Source organism: Sulfitobacter aquimarinus (assembly GCF_040149565.1).
Lineage (GTDB): Bacteria > Pseudomonadota > Alphaproteobacteria > Rhodobacterales > Rhodobacteraceae > Sulfitobacter > Sulfitobacter aquimarinus.
This window is the reverse complement of sequence record NZ_JBEFLO010000002.1, coordinates 61,761-80,731: the sequence shown is the minus strand read 5'-3', so window position 1 is coordinate 80,731 and position 18,971 is coordinate 61,761. Positions and strand designations below refer to the sequence as shown.

Annotated in this window: 16 protein-coding genes, 1 tRNA gene and 2 pseudogenes; 9 read left to right on the top strand and 10 right to left on the bottom strand. The window is 55.5% G+C overall.

Annotated features, from left to right (window positions below; genetic code table 11):
- The first annotated feature begins 40 nt into the window (after positions 1–40).
- The 3 genes from ABMC88_RS04475 to ABMC88_RS04465 all read left to right on the top strand — a co-directional run bounded on the left by ABMC88_RS04475 (position 41) and on the right by ABMC88_RS04465 (position 4,042).
- A complete protein-coding gene (locus ABMC88_RS04475; RefSeq protein WP_349575642.1) occupies positions 41–907 on the top strand; it encodes a glycosyltransferase family protein in 867 nt (288 codons plus the stop codon).
- 49 nt (positions 908–956) lie between these two features.
- A tRNA-Arg gene (locus ABMC88_RS04470) sits at positions 957–1,033 on the top strand.
- Positions 1,034–1,747: 714 nt separating this feature from the next.
- Positions 1,748–4,042 carry an Orn/Lys/Arg family decarboxylase gene (locus tag ABMC88_RS04465; protein WP_349575641.1) on the top strand — a complete coding sequence of 765 codons (2,295 nt, stop codon included), beginning with the start codon at positions 1,748–1,750 and terminating at the stop codon, positions 4,040–4,042.
- Between the two features lie 111 nt (positions 4,043–4,153).
- Here the strand turns inward: ABMC88_RS04465 and ABMC88_RS04460 are convergent, their stop codons facing one another.
- The 3 genes from ABMC88_RS04460 to ABMC88_RS04450 all read right to left on the bottom strand — a co-directional run bounded on the left by ABMC88_RS04460 (position 4,154) and on the right by ABMC88_RS04450 (position 8,640).
- Entirely contained in the window at positions 4,154–5,401 is a 1,248-nt protein-coding gene (locus ABMC88_RS04460; protein WP_349575640.1) for an MFS transporter, read from the bottom strand.
- A gap of 454 nt (positions 5,402–5,855) precedes the next feature.
- Complete coding sequence (locus ABMC88_RS04455; RefSeq protein WP_349575639.1) at positions 5,856–7,004, bottom strand: SEC-C domain-containing protein; 1,149 nt, start codon at positions 7,002–7,004, stop codon at positions 5,856–5,858.
- A gap of 730 nt (positions 7,005–7,734) precedes the next feature.
- Complete coding sequence (locus ABMC88_RS04450; protein WP_349575638.1) at positions 7,735–8,640, bottom strand: LysR family transcriptional regulator; 906 nt, start codon at positions 8,638–8,640, stop codon at positions 7,735–7,737.
- 158 nt (positions 8,641–8,798) lie between these two features.
- Here ABMC88_RS04450 and ABMC88_RS04445 point away from each other — a divergent pair, with 158 nt between their 5' ends.
- The 4 genes and pseudogenes from ABMC88_RS04445 (at position 8,799) to ABMC88_RS04430 (ending at position 12,300) form a co-directional block, all read left to right on the top strand.
- Complete coding sequence (locus tag ABMC88_RS04445; RefSeq protein ID WP_349575637.1) at positions 8,799–9,575, top strand: CmcJ/NvfI family oxidoreductase; 777 nt, start codon at positions 8,799–8,801, stop codon at positions 9,573–9,575.
- A gap of 42 nt (positions 9,576–9,617) precedes the next feature.
- Positions 9,618–10,400 (top strand): annotated as a pseudogene (locus ABMC88_RS04440) (SDR family NAD(P)-dependent oxidoreductase).
- 66 nt (positions 10,401–10,466) lie between these two features.
- Positions 10,467–11,024: a sigma-54-dependent transcriptional regulator family protein gene (locus ABMC88_RS04435; RefSeq protein WP_349575636.1), complete on the top strand. Its 558-nt coding sequence runs from the start codon at positions 10,467–10,469 to the stop codon at positions 11,022–11,024.
- Between the two features lie 103 nt (positions 11,025–11,127).
- Complete coding sequence (locus tag ABMC88_RS04430; RefSeq protein ID WP_349575635.1) at positions 11,128–12,300, top strand: sigma 54-interacting transcriptional regulator; 1,173 nt, start codon at positions 11,128–11,130, stop codon at positions 12,298–12,300.
- Between the two features lie 220 nt (positions 12,301–12,520).
- On the opposite strand, the gene ABMC88_RS04425 is transcribed toward ABMC88_RS04430, so the two are convergent.
- From ABMC88_RS04425 to ABMC88_RS04395, 7 genes and pseudogenes are all read right to left on the bottom strand, one after another.
- Complete coding sequence (locus tag ABMC88_RS04425; protein ID WP_349575634.1) at positions 12,521–12,832, bottom strand: DUF1330 domain-containing protein; 312 nt, start codon at positions 12,830–12,832, stop codon at positions 12,521–12,523.
- The gene (locus tag ABMC88_RS04420) at positions 12,829–13,122 is read right to left on the bottom strand and encodes a hypothetical protein (RefSeq protein ID WP_349575633.1); all 294 of its coding nucleotides are present in this window, start codon (positions 13,120–13,122) and stop codon (positions 12,829–12,831) included. The genes ABMC88_RS04425 and ABMC88_RS04420 overlap by 4 nt, the downstream gene beginning before the upstream one ends.
- Positions 13,119–13,790 carry a 2-oxo acid dehydrogenase subunit E2 gene (locus tag ABMC88_RS04415; protein WP_349575632.1) on the bottom strand — a complete coding sequence of 224 codons (672 nt, stop codon included), beginning with the start codon at positions 13,788–13,790 and terminating at the stop codon, positions 13,119–13,121. Before ABMC88_RS04415 ends, ABMC88_RS04420 begins: the two co-directional genes overlap by 4 nt.
- Positions 13,787–14,020 (bottom strand): biotin/lipoyl-containing protein, encoded by a 234-nt coding sequence (locus ABMC88_RS04410; RefSeq protein ID WP_349575631.1) that lies wholly within the window; start codon positions 14,018–14,020, stop codon positions 13,787–13,789. Before ABMC88_RS04410 ends, ABMC88_RS04415 begins: the two co-directional genes overlap by 4 nt.
- Before the next feature lie 76 nt (positions 14,021–14,096).
- Positions 14,097–14,444, bottom strand: a complete 348-nt coding sequence (locus ABMC88_RS04405; RefSeq protein WP_349575630.1) for a transketolase C-terminal domain-containing protein — start codon at positions 14,442–14,444, stop codon at positions 14,097–14,099.
- A 197-nt stretch (positions 14,445–14,641) separates the two neighbouring features.
- Positions 14,642–15,049: pseudogene (locus ABMC88_RS04400) on the bottom strand (alpha-ketoacid dehydrogenase subunit beta); the annotation flags it as partial.
- 81 nt (positions 15,050–15,130) lie between these two features.
- Positions 15,131–16,120 (bottom strand): thiamine pyrophosphate-dependent dehydrogenase E1 component subunit alpha, encoded by a 990-nt coding sequence (locus ABMC88_RS04395; RefSeq protein ID WP_349575629.1) that lies wholly within the window; start codon positions 16,118–16,120, stop codon positions 15,131–15,133.
- A 394-nt stretch (positions 16,121–16,514) separates the two neighbouring features.
- On the opposite strand from ABMC88_RS04395, the gene ABMC88_RS04390 reads away from it, so the two are divergent.
- On the top strand, positions 16,515–17,360 hold the full coding sequence (locus ABMC88_RS04390) for an enoyl-CoA hydratase/isomerase family protein (RefSeq protein WP_349575628.1): 846 nt from the start codon (positions 16,515–16,517) through the stop codon (positions 17,358–17,360).
- Between the two features lie 193 nt (positions 17,361–17,553).
- Positions 17,554–18,540: a zinc-dependent alcohol dehydrogenase family protein gene (locus ABMC88_RS04385; RefSeq protein ID WP_349575627.1), complete on the top strand. Its 987-nt coding sequence runs from the start codon at positions 17,554–17,556 to the stop codon at positions 18,538–18,540.
- Positions 18,541–18,971 lie beyond the last annotated feature (431 nt).

Sequence of the window (18,971 nt, the reverse complement as noted above, 5' to 3'; positions counted from 1 at the left end):
CCCGCGTGCCGCTACCCCTGAGAACAAGAAGGATTCAGGCATGAAGATTTGCGCGATTACGATGGTTTACCGCGACTATTGGGCCTTGGCCCAGTGGTACCGCCACTATGGCGAGCATCTGGGCCACGAGAACCTTTATGTCATCTCGCACGGGATCGACCCCGAGATCGCAAAAATCTGCCCGCAGGCCAGCATCATCAACATCCCGCGCGGGGATCTGCGCAACTTTGACCGTGTGCGCCTGCGCGTGATCAACGACATCCAAAGCGGCCTTGGCAATCTGTATGACTGGGTGATCCAAACGGATGCGGATGAACTGGTATGTTTTAACCCCGCCACCTACGCATCCTTCACCGAGCTGTTCGAGGCGACAAAGGCCCCTGCCCTGTTTGCGCTGGGTCTGAACCTTGCGGAAGTGGAGGGTGACAAGGTACTGACCGCCGATGACCGCGTGCTGGCCCACCGCAATATCGCCTGCGTCACAGGCAATTACTCCAAGGCGTGGGCCGTGCGCAAATCCCTGCCGCTGCGCTGGCACGGCGTCTTTTGCGGCTATCGACGGACCGAAGACTTCCCCTTCGAGATGCCCGACGATGTGTTTTTTGTGCACCTCAAACACGCTAACTCGGACGCGCTGAAAGCGACCAACGCCGTGCGCCAATCGGTGGCCGACAGCGTGGGCGAGGATTGGAACGTGAACGGCTGGGCCAACCCCGACTTCCACGCCAAACGGTTCTTTCGCAAAATGGCCGCCGCCAAGGAGCTACCGTGGGACGAGGCCGTGGCAGAAGGCTATGCCCAAATCCGCGACAACCCGATCCGCGATGCCAAACGCGGCATCGTCAAGCCCCCGTTCATAAATTACGTCTGCCGCACCATCCTGCCCGAGTGGTTCCGCGACCTGTAGCCACTCCGCTCTTGATGCAAGCGGCCACTTCGCACATAACGCCCCCAGCGGTCCCTTAGCTCAACTGGATAGAGCAGCTGACTTCTAATCAGCAGGTTGAGGGTTCGAGTCCTTCAGGGATCGCCACTTCAAAATTTTGTCATTAACTCATAAGAATGCGAATTTGCGACCATAACCTTGCAAATAGGTGTCAATACCTGCGTTTTTTGCACATGTGCTGGCTCTTACCCAAGCACTGATCTACAAATGTAATCTGATGATCAGGATACTCATTGTCTTTGCTTACATAATAAAATGGCTACGATCTGTGGTACTTACGGCCCACAGCAGACATTGGTGCATTTTGCGGCGAACGGCAGGTTTGAGCCCAGATTCACCGATGCTGCGCTCTGAACGGATGGCCGCTTTAGTTTGGGAAGGTGGATGTTTTGTTAGATTTGGAAGATGCAGCTCTGGCCGATCCTATTCTGTCGTAGTGTTTACTGATGTTACTTAAAACGACCGAAAATTGAGCAGCCCTTGAAGTCAGTCGTACGATCTTTAAGGCTGCTCGTAGCTCTAACGCGCCCGGGTCACAGGTGCGCATAAATCTTTCATCACAGACCTGACGAACAGCAAGCTTACCAGTGCCACGGGTATCGTGGGCTGCGCCTTTGGTTTTGGGACATCACTGCGCATGACCAATTGTAACTCTGATGAAGATTTTGGGCGGATATAAAAATTGAAGCTGGGTCGTGAAAAATTCAGAATAGACTTACCAGCCAACCCACCGTCTTATATTGATATTCGATTCTTGTCCTGACCGTCATAAACGCCACGGTTTTCCCCTTGGAGCCTCCAATGAAATTTCGCTTTCCAGTCGTCATTATTGACGAAGATTTCCAGTCTGAAAACTCATCTGGCATGGGAATTCGTGCGGTCGCCGAGGCGATTGAAAAACAGGGTTTCGAGGTCCTTGGCACGACCAGCTATGGTGACCTGTCACAATTTGCCCAACAACAATCACGCGCCAGTGCGTTTGTTTTGTCGATTGACGACGAAGAGTTCACACCTGGTCCGGACCTTGATCCTGCCGTGTTGAACCTGCGCAGTTTTATCGAAGAGGTCCGCTGGAAAAACGAAGACGTGCCGATTTATATCTATGGTGAGACCAAGACCAGCCGCCACTTGCCCAATGATATCCTGCGCGAATTGCACGGGTTCATTCACATGTTTGAGGACACCCCCGATTTTGTAGCCCGCCATATTGTGCGCGACGCCAAGGCCTACCTTAAGGGGATCCAGCCGCCGTTTTTCAAAGCCCTTCTCGATTACGCAGAGGACGGGTCGTTCTCTTGGCATTGCCCGGGCCACTCCGGTGGCGTTGCCTTCTTGAAAAGCCCAATTGGCCAGATGTATCATCAGTTTTACGGCGAAAACATGCTGCGCGCAGATGTATGCAATTCAGTCGAAGAACTGGGCCAGTTGCTGGATCACAACGGTGCCATCGGCGCGTCCGAACGCAATGCCGCGCGAATTTTCAACGCCGATCACTGCTTTTTCGTGACCAACGGCACCAGCACCTCTAACAAGATGGTCTGGCACCACACGGTTGCCCCCGGGGATGTCGTTGTGGTGGATCGTAACTGTCACAAATCGATCCTGCACGGCATCATCATGACGGGTGCAATTCCGGTGTTTCTAAAGCCGACGCGCAATCATTACGGGATCATCGGACCGATCCAAAAAGCCGAGTTCGAGATTGAGGCGATCCGCGAAAAGATCAGATCAAACCCGTTGTTGGCCCATGTTGATGCGGATACGGTCAAACCGCGGATTATCTCGCTGACGCAATCGACCTATGACGGTGTTCTATATAACACCGAAGTCATCAAAGACATGCTGGATGGATATGTCGAAAACCTGCATTTCGACGAGGCTTGGCTGCCCCACGCCGCGTTCCATCCGTTTTATGGAAACTTCCACTCGATGGGGCGCAAACGCGAACGACCCAAACAATCCGTTACTTATGCGACGCAATCGATACACAAATTGCTGGCAGGCATTTCACAGGCCAGCCACGTTTTGGTGCAAGACAGTCAGAACACGAAATTGGACCGGCATTTGTTTAACGAAGCCTACCTGATGCACACATCCACCAGCCCGCAATACAGCATTATCGCCAGTTGCGACGTAGCGGCGGCAATGATGGAACCGCCCGGTGGGCACGCATTGGTTGAGGAAAGTATCCTTGAATCCCTGGATTTCCGCCGCGCGATGCGCAAGGTTGACGACGAATACGGCCCCGATGATTGGTGGTTCGAAGTCTGGGGACCGACCGACCTTGAGGATGAGGGCGTCGATCATCCCGACAATTGGGTGCTGCGCCGCACAGATGCCGAAGGCGTGCAAAAAGCAGACGGCGAAGACAGCTGGCATGGATTTGGCGATATGGCACGCGGGTTCAACCTGCTGGATCCGATCAAAGCCACGATCATCACGCCAGGCCTAAACCTTGATGGCCGCTTTGAAGAAAGTGGCATCCCCGCTTCCATCGTCACCAAATTTCTGGCCGAACACGGTGTCGTTGTAGAAAAAACAGGCCTTTATAGTTTCTTTGTGATGTTCACGATTGGCATCACGAAGGGGCGGTGGAATTCGCTTGTGACGGAACTTCAACAGTTCAAGGATGATTATGATCGCAACCAACCGCTGTGGCGCTGCATGCCGGAATTCTGCGCGCAACAACCCCACTACGAAAAGTTTGGCCTGCGCGATCTGTGCCAACATGTGCATTCGCGAAATGCGAAATACAACATCGCCGTTTTGTCGACCGACATGTACCTCAGCGATCTGACCCCCGCGATGAAACCGTCAGATGCCTTCGCCCATATCGCCGCGCGCACAACGCAGCGTGTGCCAATTGATAATCTTGAAGGGCGCATCACCACCAGCCTGATTACGCCCTATCCTCCCGGCATTCCCCTGCTGATCCCGGGAGAGGTGTTTAACGCGACAATCGTTGAGTACCTCAAGTTCAACCGTACCTTCGCGCGTGAATGTCCCGGATTTGAAACCGACATCCACGGGCTTGTGCAAGAAACCGACGAGACGGGCGCAATCCAATATTTCGCGGATTGTGTGGCCGAGCAATAGAGGGTTATCTACATCTGCCATCGCGACGACCCAACAATATGGCAGAGCCAGGGTTAAGTGCAATGTTTCGCATGCCGAGCATCTGATTGCCAAAACGCGGACCGCAGCTGGCTACAATTGAGCATCACCCGCTTCGTTCGTGTGCATCGCTGCCGTCTCAGGCGTTGATGCCCGAGCCGAGGGGGATGCAACGAATGTCCCTTTCTCAACGTCCTCTACTGGGGCGCGTTTGGTAATGCGCCACAGTGTGAATGCGAAGATTAAAACATGTGCCGCAAAAGACGTTATGAAGAGGCCCTGCGTTCCGACTTTGGCCATTGCGACACCGGATACCAACGGTCCGACGATAGACCCAAGACCAAAAACCAGAAGCAACCCCCCACTGACCTGGATGAAAGTTCCCGAAGGCGCATGGTCATTGGCGTGAGCCACGATCACCGGATACATTCCAAAAATACCAGCGCCAAAGAGACCAACCAAGATCATGTTTATCAAGTTTGATTGAGGTTCAGACACGATGAATGCGACGTCGGCAATGAGTGCGACCAACACGACAAACAATAGCACTTTGCGTCGATCCACCCTGTCAGAAAAATACCCGACCGGAATTTGCACCAAAGCGCCTGTGAGTATTGGAATACTGGCAAATAGGGTGATGCCTGTCAAAACAAGACCAATCCGATCCGCGTAAACCGCTGCAAGTGTCCCGAACGACCCGTTTGATATCCCCACCATGAATACAGCAAAAACAGCTACCGGCGAGTTTTTCCACAGCCCCTTTAAGTCGAGTTTGACTGTCGTCAACGGCTTTGGGGATGCGACTGATGATACCGCCGTCGGGACAAGAGCGAGACAATAAAACATCGCTCCGATAACAAAGAACGTAAATCCAACACTTTCACCGAGTGCCAAGCTCATTTGGCCCAAGGTGATCGCACCCAGTTGGATCATCGTGTAAAAACCAAAGATCTTCCCGCGCGAGGACGCGTCTGCGCGTTCGCCCAACCAGCTTTCGATGATCATTGCGGCGGCGGCAAAGCAGAAGCCGGAAATCGCGCGAAGCGGTATCCAAGCATATGGTGATATCAACAACAACGAAGCCAAAATAGCTAAAGCCGCAAAAGCCGAGACAACGCTGAACGCACGAATGTGCCCCACTTTCGAAACAAACTTGGGTGTGAAAATACAACCGGAGACATACCCGATCGCCCAACCGGACCCGAGCAAACCAAGAGAAAACGCAGTGAAACCCTCGTGATTGCCTCGGATCGGCAGCACCAATGCGTTGATGCCGCCTGCGAAGAACAGAAATGCCGTGCCGAGTAGGAGGGCACTGATAGGCAACAATTGGCGGACCATAATTAGCATTTCACTATTTTTGAGGTTCTATCATTGCAACATGGACGACTTTGAACCTCAACTGCAAAACACTATTTTGCGCTAGATACTCAACCGATCGCGACAAGTCAGTGCTGTAAACCGATCACCTGCGGCCTGTGCTTAAGGGGCCACCCGGCTTGGACCTGTCAGGCCCAAGGCCAAGAAGAATAGGGTCTTCAAATCCCAAATGCCATGAACCGAAAGCAGCCGTTTGCTTTAGGGCCGACTGGGTCGGTTTTGTTCCGCTCTACAGACCTTGGCGTCCACCGCAGCGCAGGTCCGCTTCCCGCCCTTGTTGCTGATCGACACGAACGGTCCACAGCCGCCTCCCACCCGTGACGCCGATCCCGCAACGCAGCTTCACCAGACCGGACATTCGTGTATCGTGCAGCATTTTCGGAGGGTGAAGGTCAAATAAACCCCTATGCCAAGATCACGGCTGAAATATTCTCGATGTGATAGGTAGCTGAAAATCGATTTCCAGGCGCACAGGCGAGGATGGAACGCTACCCATTATATCCCCGCCGTCGGTTGCCAAGCGGTTCAAGTGCTCTTTTTGCCTGTCGCCTAAGCCTTGGTACCAATTCGGATTGAAGAAGATGTTTTCTACGTGCTTCGCCACGATTTGAAATAAAGCGGAGGCTTGCTGATCAGCGGGAAGCGCCTTGATCTGCTCTGCGATGACTTTACCGGGCGCGCCGTCAATATCCCGCCAAGAAATACAGACCAACGCACGTTTGTCTCCTGCAAATGAAGAGACAAATATCTGCTGAAGAAGCTCTTCCGAATACCCGTTCTGGAGCTCATCGCCGTAGAAATCAGTAAAGGGCGACCAAGCACCTGCAAACATGAACGGCAATGGCCCTTCAAATTCAAAGACATATGAACCAATGGTTTCTGGTTGATCGTTGACCAGTGCCGAGGTCAGCGCATCATGTGTAACCTTCGCCTCACGCCGAGCTGCCTCATTTCCTGTGTTTATGTCGTCAAGCATCTTCTGGAACATAAACTGTTCAAAAGGTTGCATTCCTTTGTCGGCTCCGCGCAACGTCTCACGCAGATGGGCTGCCGCGTCCTTCCCATATAGTTCCCGGCTAATCGTGCGGTAGGCCACTGCAAGGCATTGGTCTGGGCGGCCTGCAAACGGCTCATTTTCGATGCAAGAGAAGAGCTTGCGGTCGTGCTTACCGCAAAAACCATAGAAAACCGACGCATCTTTGATACCGACCTTTTTGACTGACAGTTTGCCGCCATTCTTGTTCAGATCCTGAACGGTCGCAGTATAGTGGAGCACATGACCATTCTCGGCGATCTTAGCCAAATTGGGTCCGCGTGAAACTGTGTGGGCTTTGATCACACCACCATCACAAGGGCCCAAACCTACGTCGCGCGCACAGCATTTCTTCTTGGCAAAAGACTTCCGATTAACGTCCACGGCGGACCAGGGATTATCCTTCGGCTGATCATCTCGGTTCAGGTGGCATTTCTTGTATTTCTTGCCTGAGCCACACCAGCAGGGAGCATTTCGATCTCTACCTTTCATCGTTCGAAACTCATCAGATTTTCCTGTCAAATTTCTCAAAGATAGTCTTTGATCCGCATCGTGGCTGGAGATTGTCGGTCAAAGGCTGTCTTCCGCATCGGAAAGGACGATTATTTGTTTCGCAAGCAGTGACTCGGCTGCTCGAAATACCATCATGAACGACTTTTTTCCTGCAATGACTGATCTGTGCTGAATGCAAGCGTAAATGCAAGGCGCAGCATCCGTCAAATTTGGCTCTTAGCCTGAAATCGCCGCGCTCAGAACGAATGGCCGCTTTGATGTGTTTGACAGTGTGTCTTCGCAGGTACGGCGAATTCACACTTTCCGCCCGTTGTGTTGATCGACGCGAACGGCCCATACCGGTCTCTCAGCACGCACTCCCGATGCTGCGATGCGACCACTCAAAGGAGATATTCGTTCAATTCGTAAGAACCACCAGCTTCGAATGAGCCGCAACGGCAAACTTTGGCTCTGAGCCAGTCAATTCATCAGAGAGACCGTGAAGAGGCCTCGAGGGGTTTGGCCAGCGCAGTGGTGTTACTTCCGAAATGCGATAGTTAACTGAGAACCAAGTTCGCGCTTTCAGATCGCACCGCATCGCCAGATGATATTTGTCCCTTGCCGGGTAAGTACGCATTCCATTTCAAGGTGACGTATAGGAGGTTTTGCCTCTGAACCGTGCTGTTACTACCCCACGCTCAGGAAGCGCGAGTTCATCGAAATTCTTTTTGATTGGTGAATTGTAACCATGTTTCAAAGGGTCTCGGTATCATATCGACCAGGCAGATCGGTTTCCCAACCGTTTGATCAGGAAATCAATGAATATCCTTGTTTTGGGTGTCAAAACATTGGAGCGGGGGTAGACAAGCCATAGGAGTGTGCGTTCGTTCAAAGACCAGTTTGGTAGCACATGGACCAGACGCCCTGCCGCGATTTCGTGTTCGATATTCCACAGCGAGCTGATTGAAACTCCGATGCCTGATACCGTCGCCTCGCGTTGCGCGTCGCCGTCATCGACGATTGTCCGGCATGTCATGGTTTGGGGATCAAGCTTTGCAATTTCACCCTCGGTGCTAAGCAATTCACGTGGTTCAAGGTTGGACCACGCTATAAAACGGTGGTTCGATAGGTCGGACGGGTGCGTGGGGGTACCGTGGGTTTCCAGATAGCTTGGCGATGCACACAGAACACGGGTGTCGTCCGACAGCTTCCGACCCTTCAAACTGCTGTCCGCCAGTGGGGCACTTCTGAGAGCCAGATCAAAACTGCCTTCGATAGCATCAAAACTGGTGTCCGAAAGGCGCAGGTCCAGCGTCAAATCGGGGAACAGGGTTTGGAATTCGGGTAAGAGCGGCATGATGTGCAGTTGTGCGAAACTGCTGGGCGCGGCAAAGCGCAAGGTGCCATGGGCGCCGACACCCTTGCCGCCCAACGCCGCCTGTGCAGCCTCTGACTGCGCAAGAATTTCGCGGGCGTAGGGTAAAAAATCTGCCCCTTCCAGAGACAATGAAACCTTGCGCGTGGTGCGACGCAACAGCTCGACCCCAAGCTCGGTTTCCAACTTGGCGAGGCGGGCGCTTGCCACGGCAGGTGCAAGGCCAAGTTCACGACCCGCAGCACTGATATTGAGCCGCTCTGCTGCCATTGCGAACAGACGAAGGTGATCAGTATCCATCAATTATACCCAAAATCGAAAAAGTGAACTCAACTATCGGCAGTTTACCCCGAAAAACGCAAGATATAAACCAACTTTAACAGACAATGATATCAGCTCAGGCCCCTGCCGATTTCCCCAAAGCAGCGCGGCCAGGTCATGATGAAGAGGAGTTTCTGATGACGCAGACTGGAACCGTAAACTATCACGTCCACAAGCCGTTTCGACAGGCATTTGAAATTGATGTGGATGGCATTGCCGGCAACCTGATCGAGCCGGAGTTTTCCGCAGCCAAGATCGCAGTGAAGGATCAACGGAACTGCGAGGCCGCCACGGATTTTGCAGAGGATGGCTTTGCTTTTGCCAACACCCCAACGGATATATCGAATTTCAAAGGCGACAATTGGCAGAGCCGATATGATGCCGAACTGGCCGATCTATTGAAGCAGGAAATCGGCGCAAAAGAGGTTATCACCTTTGATCATACAGTACGCATCGATGATCCGCAGGCCAAGCGCCGCCCGGCCCGCCACGTCCACAGCGACTACAGCCGCGACGGTGCGGAAAGACGCCTCGTGGATATCCTCGGCCCTGAGAAGGCCGATGAGTGGGCGCAGGGTCATTATGCCTTTATCAACGTCTGGCGCCCGATCGCGAACCCGATCAACTCTGCACCTCTTGGCTTTATTCGGCCGTCGACGGTCAGAGACGCAGATTGGATCGTGATTGACTTGATCTACCCCAATCGCAAAGGCCAGGTGATGGGGTTGGCAAAAGACGACGCGCACGAATGGGTTTACCGCGCACGGATGACACCTGACGATGTCGCGTTTTTCAATATCTACGACAATTCCGGCCGCCCCTGTGTTGGCCACAGTGCGATCGATCTGGTCGAAGACCCGACAGTCACAACGCCCCGCCAAAGCATCGAGAGCCGCACGTTGGTTCGCTATTAAAGAGCGCCCACCCGCGCCTTGCACAACTGAGGAGACATTCACATGACCAAGACAATTCTTATCACCGGCGCGACGGACGGGATCGGCCTTTGAACAGCCAAGACGCTGACTGCTGAGGGCCACAACGTGCTGTTGCACGGGCGCAGCACGGACAAGTTGGAAGCTGCGGCACGCGAGGTCGGGGGCAATCCGGAAACCTACCGCGCTGACCTTTCGCGGCTGGTGGATGTTAACGCCTTGGTGGCAGATGTCCGTGCCAAACATGACACACTGGATGTGTTGATCAACAATGCCGGGGTTCTGAAAGTTCCTAACACACAGACGGACAGCGGGCTGGACGTGCGTTTCATGGTCAACACAATCGCGCCCTGGGCGTTGACCGTTGGCCTGCTACCGATAATCCCCAAAGACGGTCGCGTCGTAAGCCTTTCGTCAGCCGCACAAGCCCCCGTCAACATCAAGGCCATGCGCGGGGAGCAACAGCTTGGCCACAACGAGGCCTATGCGCAAAGCAAGCTGGCGTTGACAATCTGGTCGCAGGAATTGGCGCGCGAACACCCCGACGGGCCAATGTTTGTCTCGGTCAACCCGGGGTCTCTTCTTGCCACAAAAATGGTCAAGGAATCCTATGGAATGGCGGGTAATGACCTGGGAATCGGGGCTGACATCCTGCGCGGTGCGGCAGTGTCCGAGGAATTTGCCAATGCCTCGGGGCAATATTACGACAACGATGCAGGACGCATCGCACAGCCCCATCCCGCAGCCGCCGACCGTGCACACTTCGCGCAACTGATGGCGGCTATTCGTGAGCTGGCTGGTGCTTAGCAGCAACCCAAAATGTTTGCCGATCGAGGGGATTGCGCATTAAGATAAGAGTCGGGAGGCGACCTTATGGGAAGTTTCATTACCGCAGATCAAACGGATGCGATTGCTGCATCTTGGGATCGATGTGCGCGGCAGCGTAATCTGCGGCGCGACACAGGGCGGCCAATCCTGCGCCTGCAATTCTCTGAAGTTGGCCCTCGGCTTGAACAGATCGTCGAGAGCGCCGGCGGTCGGCAGGGGTTCTTTCAACATCTCGCTTCGGTCGCGGGCGAAATCGGTCATTGTCTGGTTGTTACCGACGCCGATGGCGTCTCTGTGCGGATAGAGCATTGCGGGGCGACGACTGGCTCCGACGGATGGAATGGTATCGCCGTTGGGTCGTGTTGGGATGAACGCGTGGCCGGCACAAACGGTGTATCAATGGCTTTGCGGACAGGGCACGCGGTCAGCGTGCGTGGTCCGGAGCATTATTTTTCGACGCTTAGGCAGTTTGCTTGCACAGGCGTTCCGGTGCTGGTTGCCAACGGGGGCATGATTGGCGCCATCAATCTGGTCTCTGTCGATCGGGGCAATCGCGCGGATTATCTTTTCTGCCAGCAGGAGCTGGCAAAAACCGCGCACTGATTCAGCGCAACCTATTTGAAAAGGAATTTCACGACGCGATGCTTGTCACCGTCTCGCGTGGGGGGGGCGAGATCACGTTCTATCAGAAGATGCGCTGGTCGCGGTGAACGAAGCGGGGATTATCATCGGTGCCACGTCCACCGTTTCGGCCTGTCTTGATGACGCAAACGCGGCATCTCTGAAAGGTCAGGCGTTCGAGGCGATCTTTAACTTTGACAGCAAGCGGCTGGTGAATGTGCCCGAGAGGATGCTTTCGATGCCAGGCAATTATGGGCCCGCCGTCAGCCTGGCGATTGCTTTGCCAAAGACAGTCACACCCCAACGGGCGTCCAAGCCGCTGCCGCCCAGCCCTGTGCGCAAACGGCGCTTGCCACCATCGCTACAGCAGTTGGCGACCGGAAGTTACAGCATGGCTGCCGCCTGCCGCCGCGCGCAAGAGATGTTGGAAAACACGGCTATGCTGCACCTCGAAAGAGAAACCGGAACCGGAAAATCCGCACTTGTGGCCGCATTGCTGCAAAACGATGCCCCTGACGCAGCGCTATTCAATGTGGATTGTGCGACGCTTGGTGACTGTGACGCCGACAAAGACCATTTGCGGATGGTCATCGAACAAGCCCGCGTCGTTTCAGCAATGCCTTATAGCAATGGTGCTCCCACCACCTTGGTGTTTGACAATGTGGATGAGTTGCCGCGCGCTTCGCAGGCAGAGCTGCGACGTTGCCTGAATGAAATGGAAGAGCATCGTCACAAAGGGGATGACCATGGGCAGGACAGCCGCCTGCGTGTGGTTTCCCGCAGCCGCAAACCTTTGATAGACGCCGTCAACGCGGGCCATTTCAGAGACGACCTATTTTATCTTCTAACAGGCTCAAAGGTTTTCCTACCTCCCCTACGCATGCGTGAACATCCCGAGGTTCTGGCACAGGCCCTGTGCGCGCAGCTGACTGGACGTACTGTCACCTTCAGTGCCGAGGCCAAAGACGCGCTTTGTCGCCTACCGTTTTATGGCAATGTCCGAGAAATGCGCGGCGTGCTTCGAAACGCCTTGGCAACAGCGCAGGGCAACCGGATCAACCTGCTTGATTTGCAACAATCTGCAATAGCTGCCCCTCTGTCCACTGACATACCCGCGCCGGCCAATCTAGTGCCCGTCTATGACGAGCGCAGCATGATCCTTGATGCGCTCAGCAACAGTCGGTGGAATGTCAGCGAAGCCGCTCGGATGCTTGGCATGGGACGAGCGACGATCAACCGGAAACTAAAGCTATACTAAATCCGAAGGCCGACCTGAACGTTGGCCGGCCTGCCTTGTCCTAAATGTTGGGGCGTTGTCGTAGGCGGCCAGAACGCTTCCCTACATTATTTCACTGAGCGTCAGGTGCCAAGTATGACGGAGAGCGCATAACGATCACATTACAAGTTTCTTTGGGTTTTCCTGGGCTCCTCACGGGCCGTCGCCGGTAGCGGATTCCGCAAAGACACCGCTGGGTAATTTAGGGCGCTAAGGCAAGATCATCCTTGCCGTCGATAATGAAATGCACGCTGGTCGATCCCTTGTGGCGGGCCTCGAGATAGGGCGCGCAGTCCGGATCATTCACGAAGTCGCGAGCAGCTTGCGCATCCGGCCATTCGAGGGTGACGCGCAGGGCTGCGGGCTGGCAATCCCCTTCCACTTGTTCGTGGCTGGTTGTGCGCGCAATATACTTGCCGCCATGTTTTGCGATGATCTTGCCGAGCGGCTCGATATAGCCGGGGATCCAGCTGTCGTCGGTGGGTGTTACGGCCAGAACTGAATAGGCTGTCATGGGTTCGTCCCTCCTCTCTGGTACCGATTGCCCTTGCCGTTCACACGGGCCTTGGTTCTGGCCGCACTGCGACCCGAATGCTGTATTGCGCGCAGGATGTCGCGCTGTGCTATTTCATTGAGTGAAGCGGCCAATGTGTTCATCGGATCACGCAGGGACGGGATGGCCCTGTCCAACGTCGTGAGAGCACCCGCGTCAATTGGACCAAGGGAAAGGTCACGGTGAAACGCATCGACGGCTGCTGCCCTTGCGGCTAGATCGCCCTCCACATATGTGAGGGGTGCGCTCACACCGCCATCCCCTCGATCTCTTTACAGATCGAGGTCAGCAGATCACCCGCCGGTGCGCCATCAAGCGCGCGGTGATCAAAGGTCAGCGACGGGCACACATGGAGGCGCAACTCAATTCCGCCATCCGCGCCCCGCACCGCGCGATCCGTCAGACGCCCGATACCAAAGATACAGATTTGCCCCGCATTGATGATTGGCGTGAAATGTTCCACCCGCGTCAGGCCGAGGTTCGGTATGGTGAATGTGCCGCCCGTCATTTCCGTCACGGTCAGCTTGTTCACCTTGGCCCGCGCGGCCAAATCCTGCCGCGCCGCACGCAATTCGGTCACATCCTTCCCATCAGCGCCAAACATGGCAGGTGCGACCAAAAGATTACCGAGCAAGGCGATGGCCACCCACAGATTGACCGCATCAGACAAATGCACCTCGCGCCCTTCCACCCGTCCGTTGGCATCGGGGTTCTTTTTCAGTGCGCGTACCACAGCCAGCATCAAGAGATCCTCAACAGAAACCTTGGTGTCTGCCGCACCCAGACGGGCTTTCTCCGTCTTCAGGGCTGTCGCATCGGCGCTGCCGTGGTGGGTCAGCTGCGCGGCCGTCGCAAGACTTTTGGTCATGGCATCCGCAATCATGCCGCGCACGCCTTTGAGGGGGACGACCTTGGTCATTCGACCGACCCGATGACGGCGCCCTTAGGCACAACGGCATCGGCCTCTTCCTTGATCCGCAGGGTGCCAGAGGCTGGTGCGTTAATCGCGTATTGCACTTTGGCGGTCATGATCTCGACCACCAGCGCGCCTTCTTCGACGGTCGCGCCATCATCGGCAAGCCAGCCGATGATCACTGTTTCTTCGTCCTCTTCCCAGAGGTCGGATGGGATAACGATATCTGTTGCCATTTGAAGTGTCTTTTCCTGTTCGGGGTCGCGCTGTATGCGACCCCGTTGATCAGTGATTTGTTGGTTTTGGTTTGGCTCAGGCCGCTTGCATCTCGTCCCAGGCAGCGACGATCTTGTCAGGGTTGGGCAGGCAGAATTGCTCCATGACCCGCGCGAATGGGATCGGCACATCAGGGAAGGCAACCCGTTTCGGCGCGGCCTTCAGAACCGAGATATCATGCTCCGTCACGGAGGCGATTATTTCGCCGGACAGACCGCAGCTCATATAGTCCTCGTCCACGACGATCAGCCTGCCGGTTTTGGCGACGCTGGCGCGGATGGTTTCGCGGCCCAGCGGCACAAGGCTGACAAGATCGACAACCTCGGCGCTAACACCTTGCTCTTCAAGCTTCTTGGCGGCCTTGAGCGCGTTGTGAACACCCATGCACAACTGACGATGGAGACGTCCTTGCCTTTGCGCACGACCTTGGCCTTGCCGAGTTCCAGCGTGTAGGGTTCTTCTGGGACATGCACAGTCGCGCCCGCCCCGGTGCCAAGCCACCCCATGCCCTGCAGCACCATGTGGTACATGCAAACCACCGGACTGTCGTCGCGCATGGCCGCGGTCATCAATCCCTTGGCGTCATAGGCATTGGACGGGGCCAAAACCTTCATCCCCGGCAAGTGAGCAAAGGTGCCGTACAGACATTGCGAATGCTGGCCACCATCGGAATAACCACCACCGGTTGATGTCATCAACACCAACGGCACTTTCACGTTGCCGCCAAAGAAATAGATATTCTTGGCCATCAGATTGTAGATCGCATCAAAGCAGATGCCAAAGAAGTCGACGAACATCAGCTCGACCACTGGGCGCATGCCATCCTGCGCCGCACCGACGGCGGCACCGATAAAGGCGGTTTCCGAAATCGGTGTGTCACGGATGCGTTCCGCCCCGAATTCCTCGATCAATCCGCGGGTGTTGCCATAGACGCCGCCCAAGGGGCCGATGTCCTCGCCCATCACAAAGACGGATGGGTCGATGCGCATTTCCTGTGCCGTGGCTTCGGCCATTGCGCGGGCGATGGTCAGTTTTCTTTCGTTTGATTTGGTCATATCTCTCCCTCCCGTTTATGCTGCGAACACGCGCGTCAGTGCATCTTCGGGGGCTGCATCATCGCTTTCGCGGGCGAATGTAATCGCTGCGTCAACGCGTGCGGCAGATTCTTCCTCGATCGCGTTCAGCTCCGCCTCACTGGCAGCGCCATCGCCGAGCAATCTCTCACGCATTTTGAGGATCGGATCCTTTTCAAACAGCCCGTCCTTTTCGCCTTTAGGGCGGTAGGCCTCGGCGTCCCCCATGAAATGCCCCGCCAGACGGTGGGTTTCACATTCCAGAAGCGATGGGCCTTCACCTGCGCGCGCCCGTGCAATCGCCTCGCCCGCTGCTTCAAAGATGGCATAGGGGTCGTTGCCCTCAATGCGTTTTCCGGGAATGCCGTAGGCCGCCGCGCGGTCTGCGTGGCTGCCAATGCTGCTGGCGGTTTTCTTGGCAACGGAAATGCCCCAGCCATTATCCTCGACCACACAGATAGAGGGCAGGTTCCAAACGGCAGCGAGGTTCATCGCCTCGTGCCAGCCGCCCTGGTTCACCGCGCCTTCACCGACGAAGGCCACGGCCACGCCCGGCTTGCCCTGCATCTTGCGAGATAACGCGGCCCCCACGGCCGGCCCCATGCCCTGCGCGATAATGCCGGAACAGGCAAAGTTCACATCCGCATCGAAAAGGTGCATATGCCCGCCGCGGCCGCCGGACAGGCCGGTCTTCTTACCGAAAATCTCGGCGGCCATTTTATCCAGATTAACGCCCTTGGCGATGGCCTGATGGTGTGGACGGTGGGTGGCTGTGACCACATCCTCGGGAGTCAGGTGCGCACAAACCCCCACCGCCACTGGCTCCTGCCCGTCGGACAGGTGCATTTCACCCGGGATCGGCCCATTGGCCATGTTGAACGCCGGTGATTTTCCCTCGAAATAGATCTTCGCAATGGCCTCTTCGAACCTCCGGCTCGTGACCATATTGCGATACATCCAATGCTGTTCTTCGCGTGTTGGTGACATGAATTCCTCCTCCCATGTGCACGGCACCTCCCTGCCGCATGAACGCTACGGTTAGGATTGAACCTGTTGGGCTGCGGAACAACGGTGCTGATGTCCACGCGGAGTTTTATCGCGCAAACTGGCCCACCGTGAGACAGTTTGAGACACAATGAGCCAGAAGGAGACGCAGATTCAGCGAATGAGAGCCGGTTTGCGCCCCGCAGGCGATGCCCGTCGTCAGAGGGCAACCAACGCCGTCAAACTCAATTATATGCCAAAACCGAATACTGAAGAGGATTTGTGCCAGTTTTTTTATTTATGGAATTAACTCAAAGTGTAGACCAAGAGGAAATCGACCTCCTCGGTTCACAACTCAAGTCTTGTGCAAAACAGGGCATAACAGCGGAGAGAAACTATGAAGTACGAAAATTCTCAGACCTTCACGGCCAACCAAAACGGCGCGATCCTAACCGTGACCTTCGATTTCGGATCAGTCAACGTTCAGGGGCAAGAGATGCTCGCCGACCTTAACAGCCTTGCCATGCGGCTTGAACGGGATCGCGACACAAAGGTTGTCGTCTTCCAATCAGCACACCCTGAAATCTGGGTCGCGCACTACGATACCGAACTGCTGAAAGACATGTCGACGGTGGCCGTATTACGTGAAGAAGCGCAGCTGGCGGACCTGCAAGCCATCTGCGAACGGATCAGCAAAGTACCGCAAGCGACGATCGCCAAACTTGAAGGCTTCGCCCGCGGTGGCGGTCACGAATTGGCACTGGCGCTCGACATGCGGTTCGCGGCGCGTGGTAAATACAAGTTCATGCAAATGGAAGTCGGCATGGGCATCTTGCCCTGTGGTGGCGGCGCGTCGCGTATGGCCCGTCAGACCGGTCTTGGCAAAGCGTTGGAAATTATCCTCAGCGCGAATGATTACGACGCAGATGATGCGGAACGGTTCGGCACAATAAACAAGGCGCTCGAGCCCGACGAGATCGGCCCATATGTCGACGCATTGGCCCAACGTATCTCCCAGTTCCCAGCTGAGTCGATCAATGCCTGCAAACAGATGGTTTATGAATCCATCGACAAGCCGATCGATGAAGCCCTGAAAGCAGAGGCCTACCGGCTGTATCAAACCACCAGCAAAACGCCTGCGGTCAAGCGGTTCCAAATCGCGGATGACCAAGGTCTGGAGCATGACATCGAGAACCAGCGCAACTGGGGCGATCTGGTCATGAAGGTACAGGACATCAATTAAGTTCTCTCTACGAGGCCATCAATCAGGAACCGCGCCAGTATTCACGGCGCGGTTCTTCCTGTTTGGTCGCCTTCCACGCGCAAATGGCAGCATTGTATTCGAAACAGGAAAACTGAACTCTGATTTACGCCGATTACCCAAGAAGTGAGGCGTGTTATCTGAGTAGCAACACACACATCGAAAGGAAAACCCGATGAAAACCATGTCCCTCGCAGAATACGGTCCTGAATCAACCTTTGCATTGGCCGAGCTGCCAAAGCCAACCGCGAGCGCCGGCCACGTTATTGTTCGCGTTCAGGCGACCAGCATCAACACAATCGATATGATGATCCGGAACATGGGAACGGACCTTGGTTTTGCGCCCGCCGCCCCCGCTGTTTTGGGCATGGATTTCGCCGGCACGATCGAAGAAGTCGGCGAGGGTGTGACCGGTTTCGCCGTAGGCGACGAGGTATACGGCTGCGCCGGTGGTCTGGCCGATCTTCAGGGCGCGTTGGCGGAATACATGCCCGCAGACGCGCGACTGATCGCGAAAAAGCCGAACTCCTTGTCCATGCGCGAAGCAGCCGCGATCCCGCTGGTCGGGATTACCGCCTACGAAGGGCTCAAACGGGCTGGCGTAAGCAAAGGCCAGAAGGTGCTTGTCCATGGCGGTTCCGGCGGCGTCGGGCACATCGGCGTGCAATTGGCGCGGTCACTGGGCGCGGATGTCTATGCCACCGACAGCGGTGACGAACGCCTATCCGTTGTCCGCGACCTTGGTGCCGAGCCGATCGATTTCAAAGCGGAAACCGTCGAAGAATATGTTACCAAGCACACAGGCGGCACAGGTTTTGATGCGGTGCTGGATACAGTGGGTGCTGGCAACTTGACGAACTCATTCAACGCGGTCGCCCTGAACGGTCATGTGGCCACCACGCTTGCACTGGCAGAGCTTGACCTGTCACCGGCCCACCTAAAGGGCGCATCGCTTCACATCATTTTCATGTTGATCCCGATGTTGCACGACAAAGACCGCGCAGACCACGGTGCAATCCTGGCCGAACTGGCAAAGCTGGTTGATAGCGGCGCACTGAAGCCGGTGGTGGACGAGCCCCGGTTTGCTCTCGAAGAGGTCGGCGCGGCCTATGACCGGCTTGCCAGCGGTAAGGCAATCGGCAAGGTGGTCGTGGACGTATAACGCACCGCAAGGCGCGCTCGGCATGGCGTGGCGGCTTCGGCTCGCCGCGCCCTTCGTTTTTTCGGGACAGAACTTTTAAGAAACATCACACCTCAACCCGAGCCGCCCATTATATCCATTAACCGAATTTTGATTACTAAGTATGGCCATTTATTGCAGGTATGGATGGCAATAAATGTTGTGCAGCAAAGTTGCTCCGACATATAGAAGGATGCCTCCCGATGTCCCTTACCTCACTTAACCAAGCCCGTGCCGTTGCCCGCCCAACCCGGGAAGAAATGCTTAACCGTGATATCTCTGTCCAACATTTCTGGAACCAGAACCGCGATCTGTTCGAAAGCGCCTGGTCGGAATAGCAGGCGGAAAACGAAGCTAGGCTTCCCCCGCTGGACAGCTCTATTTTCGATCCCAAACTGCGCGCTGCTGTGGAG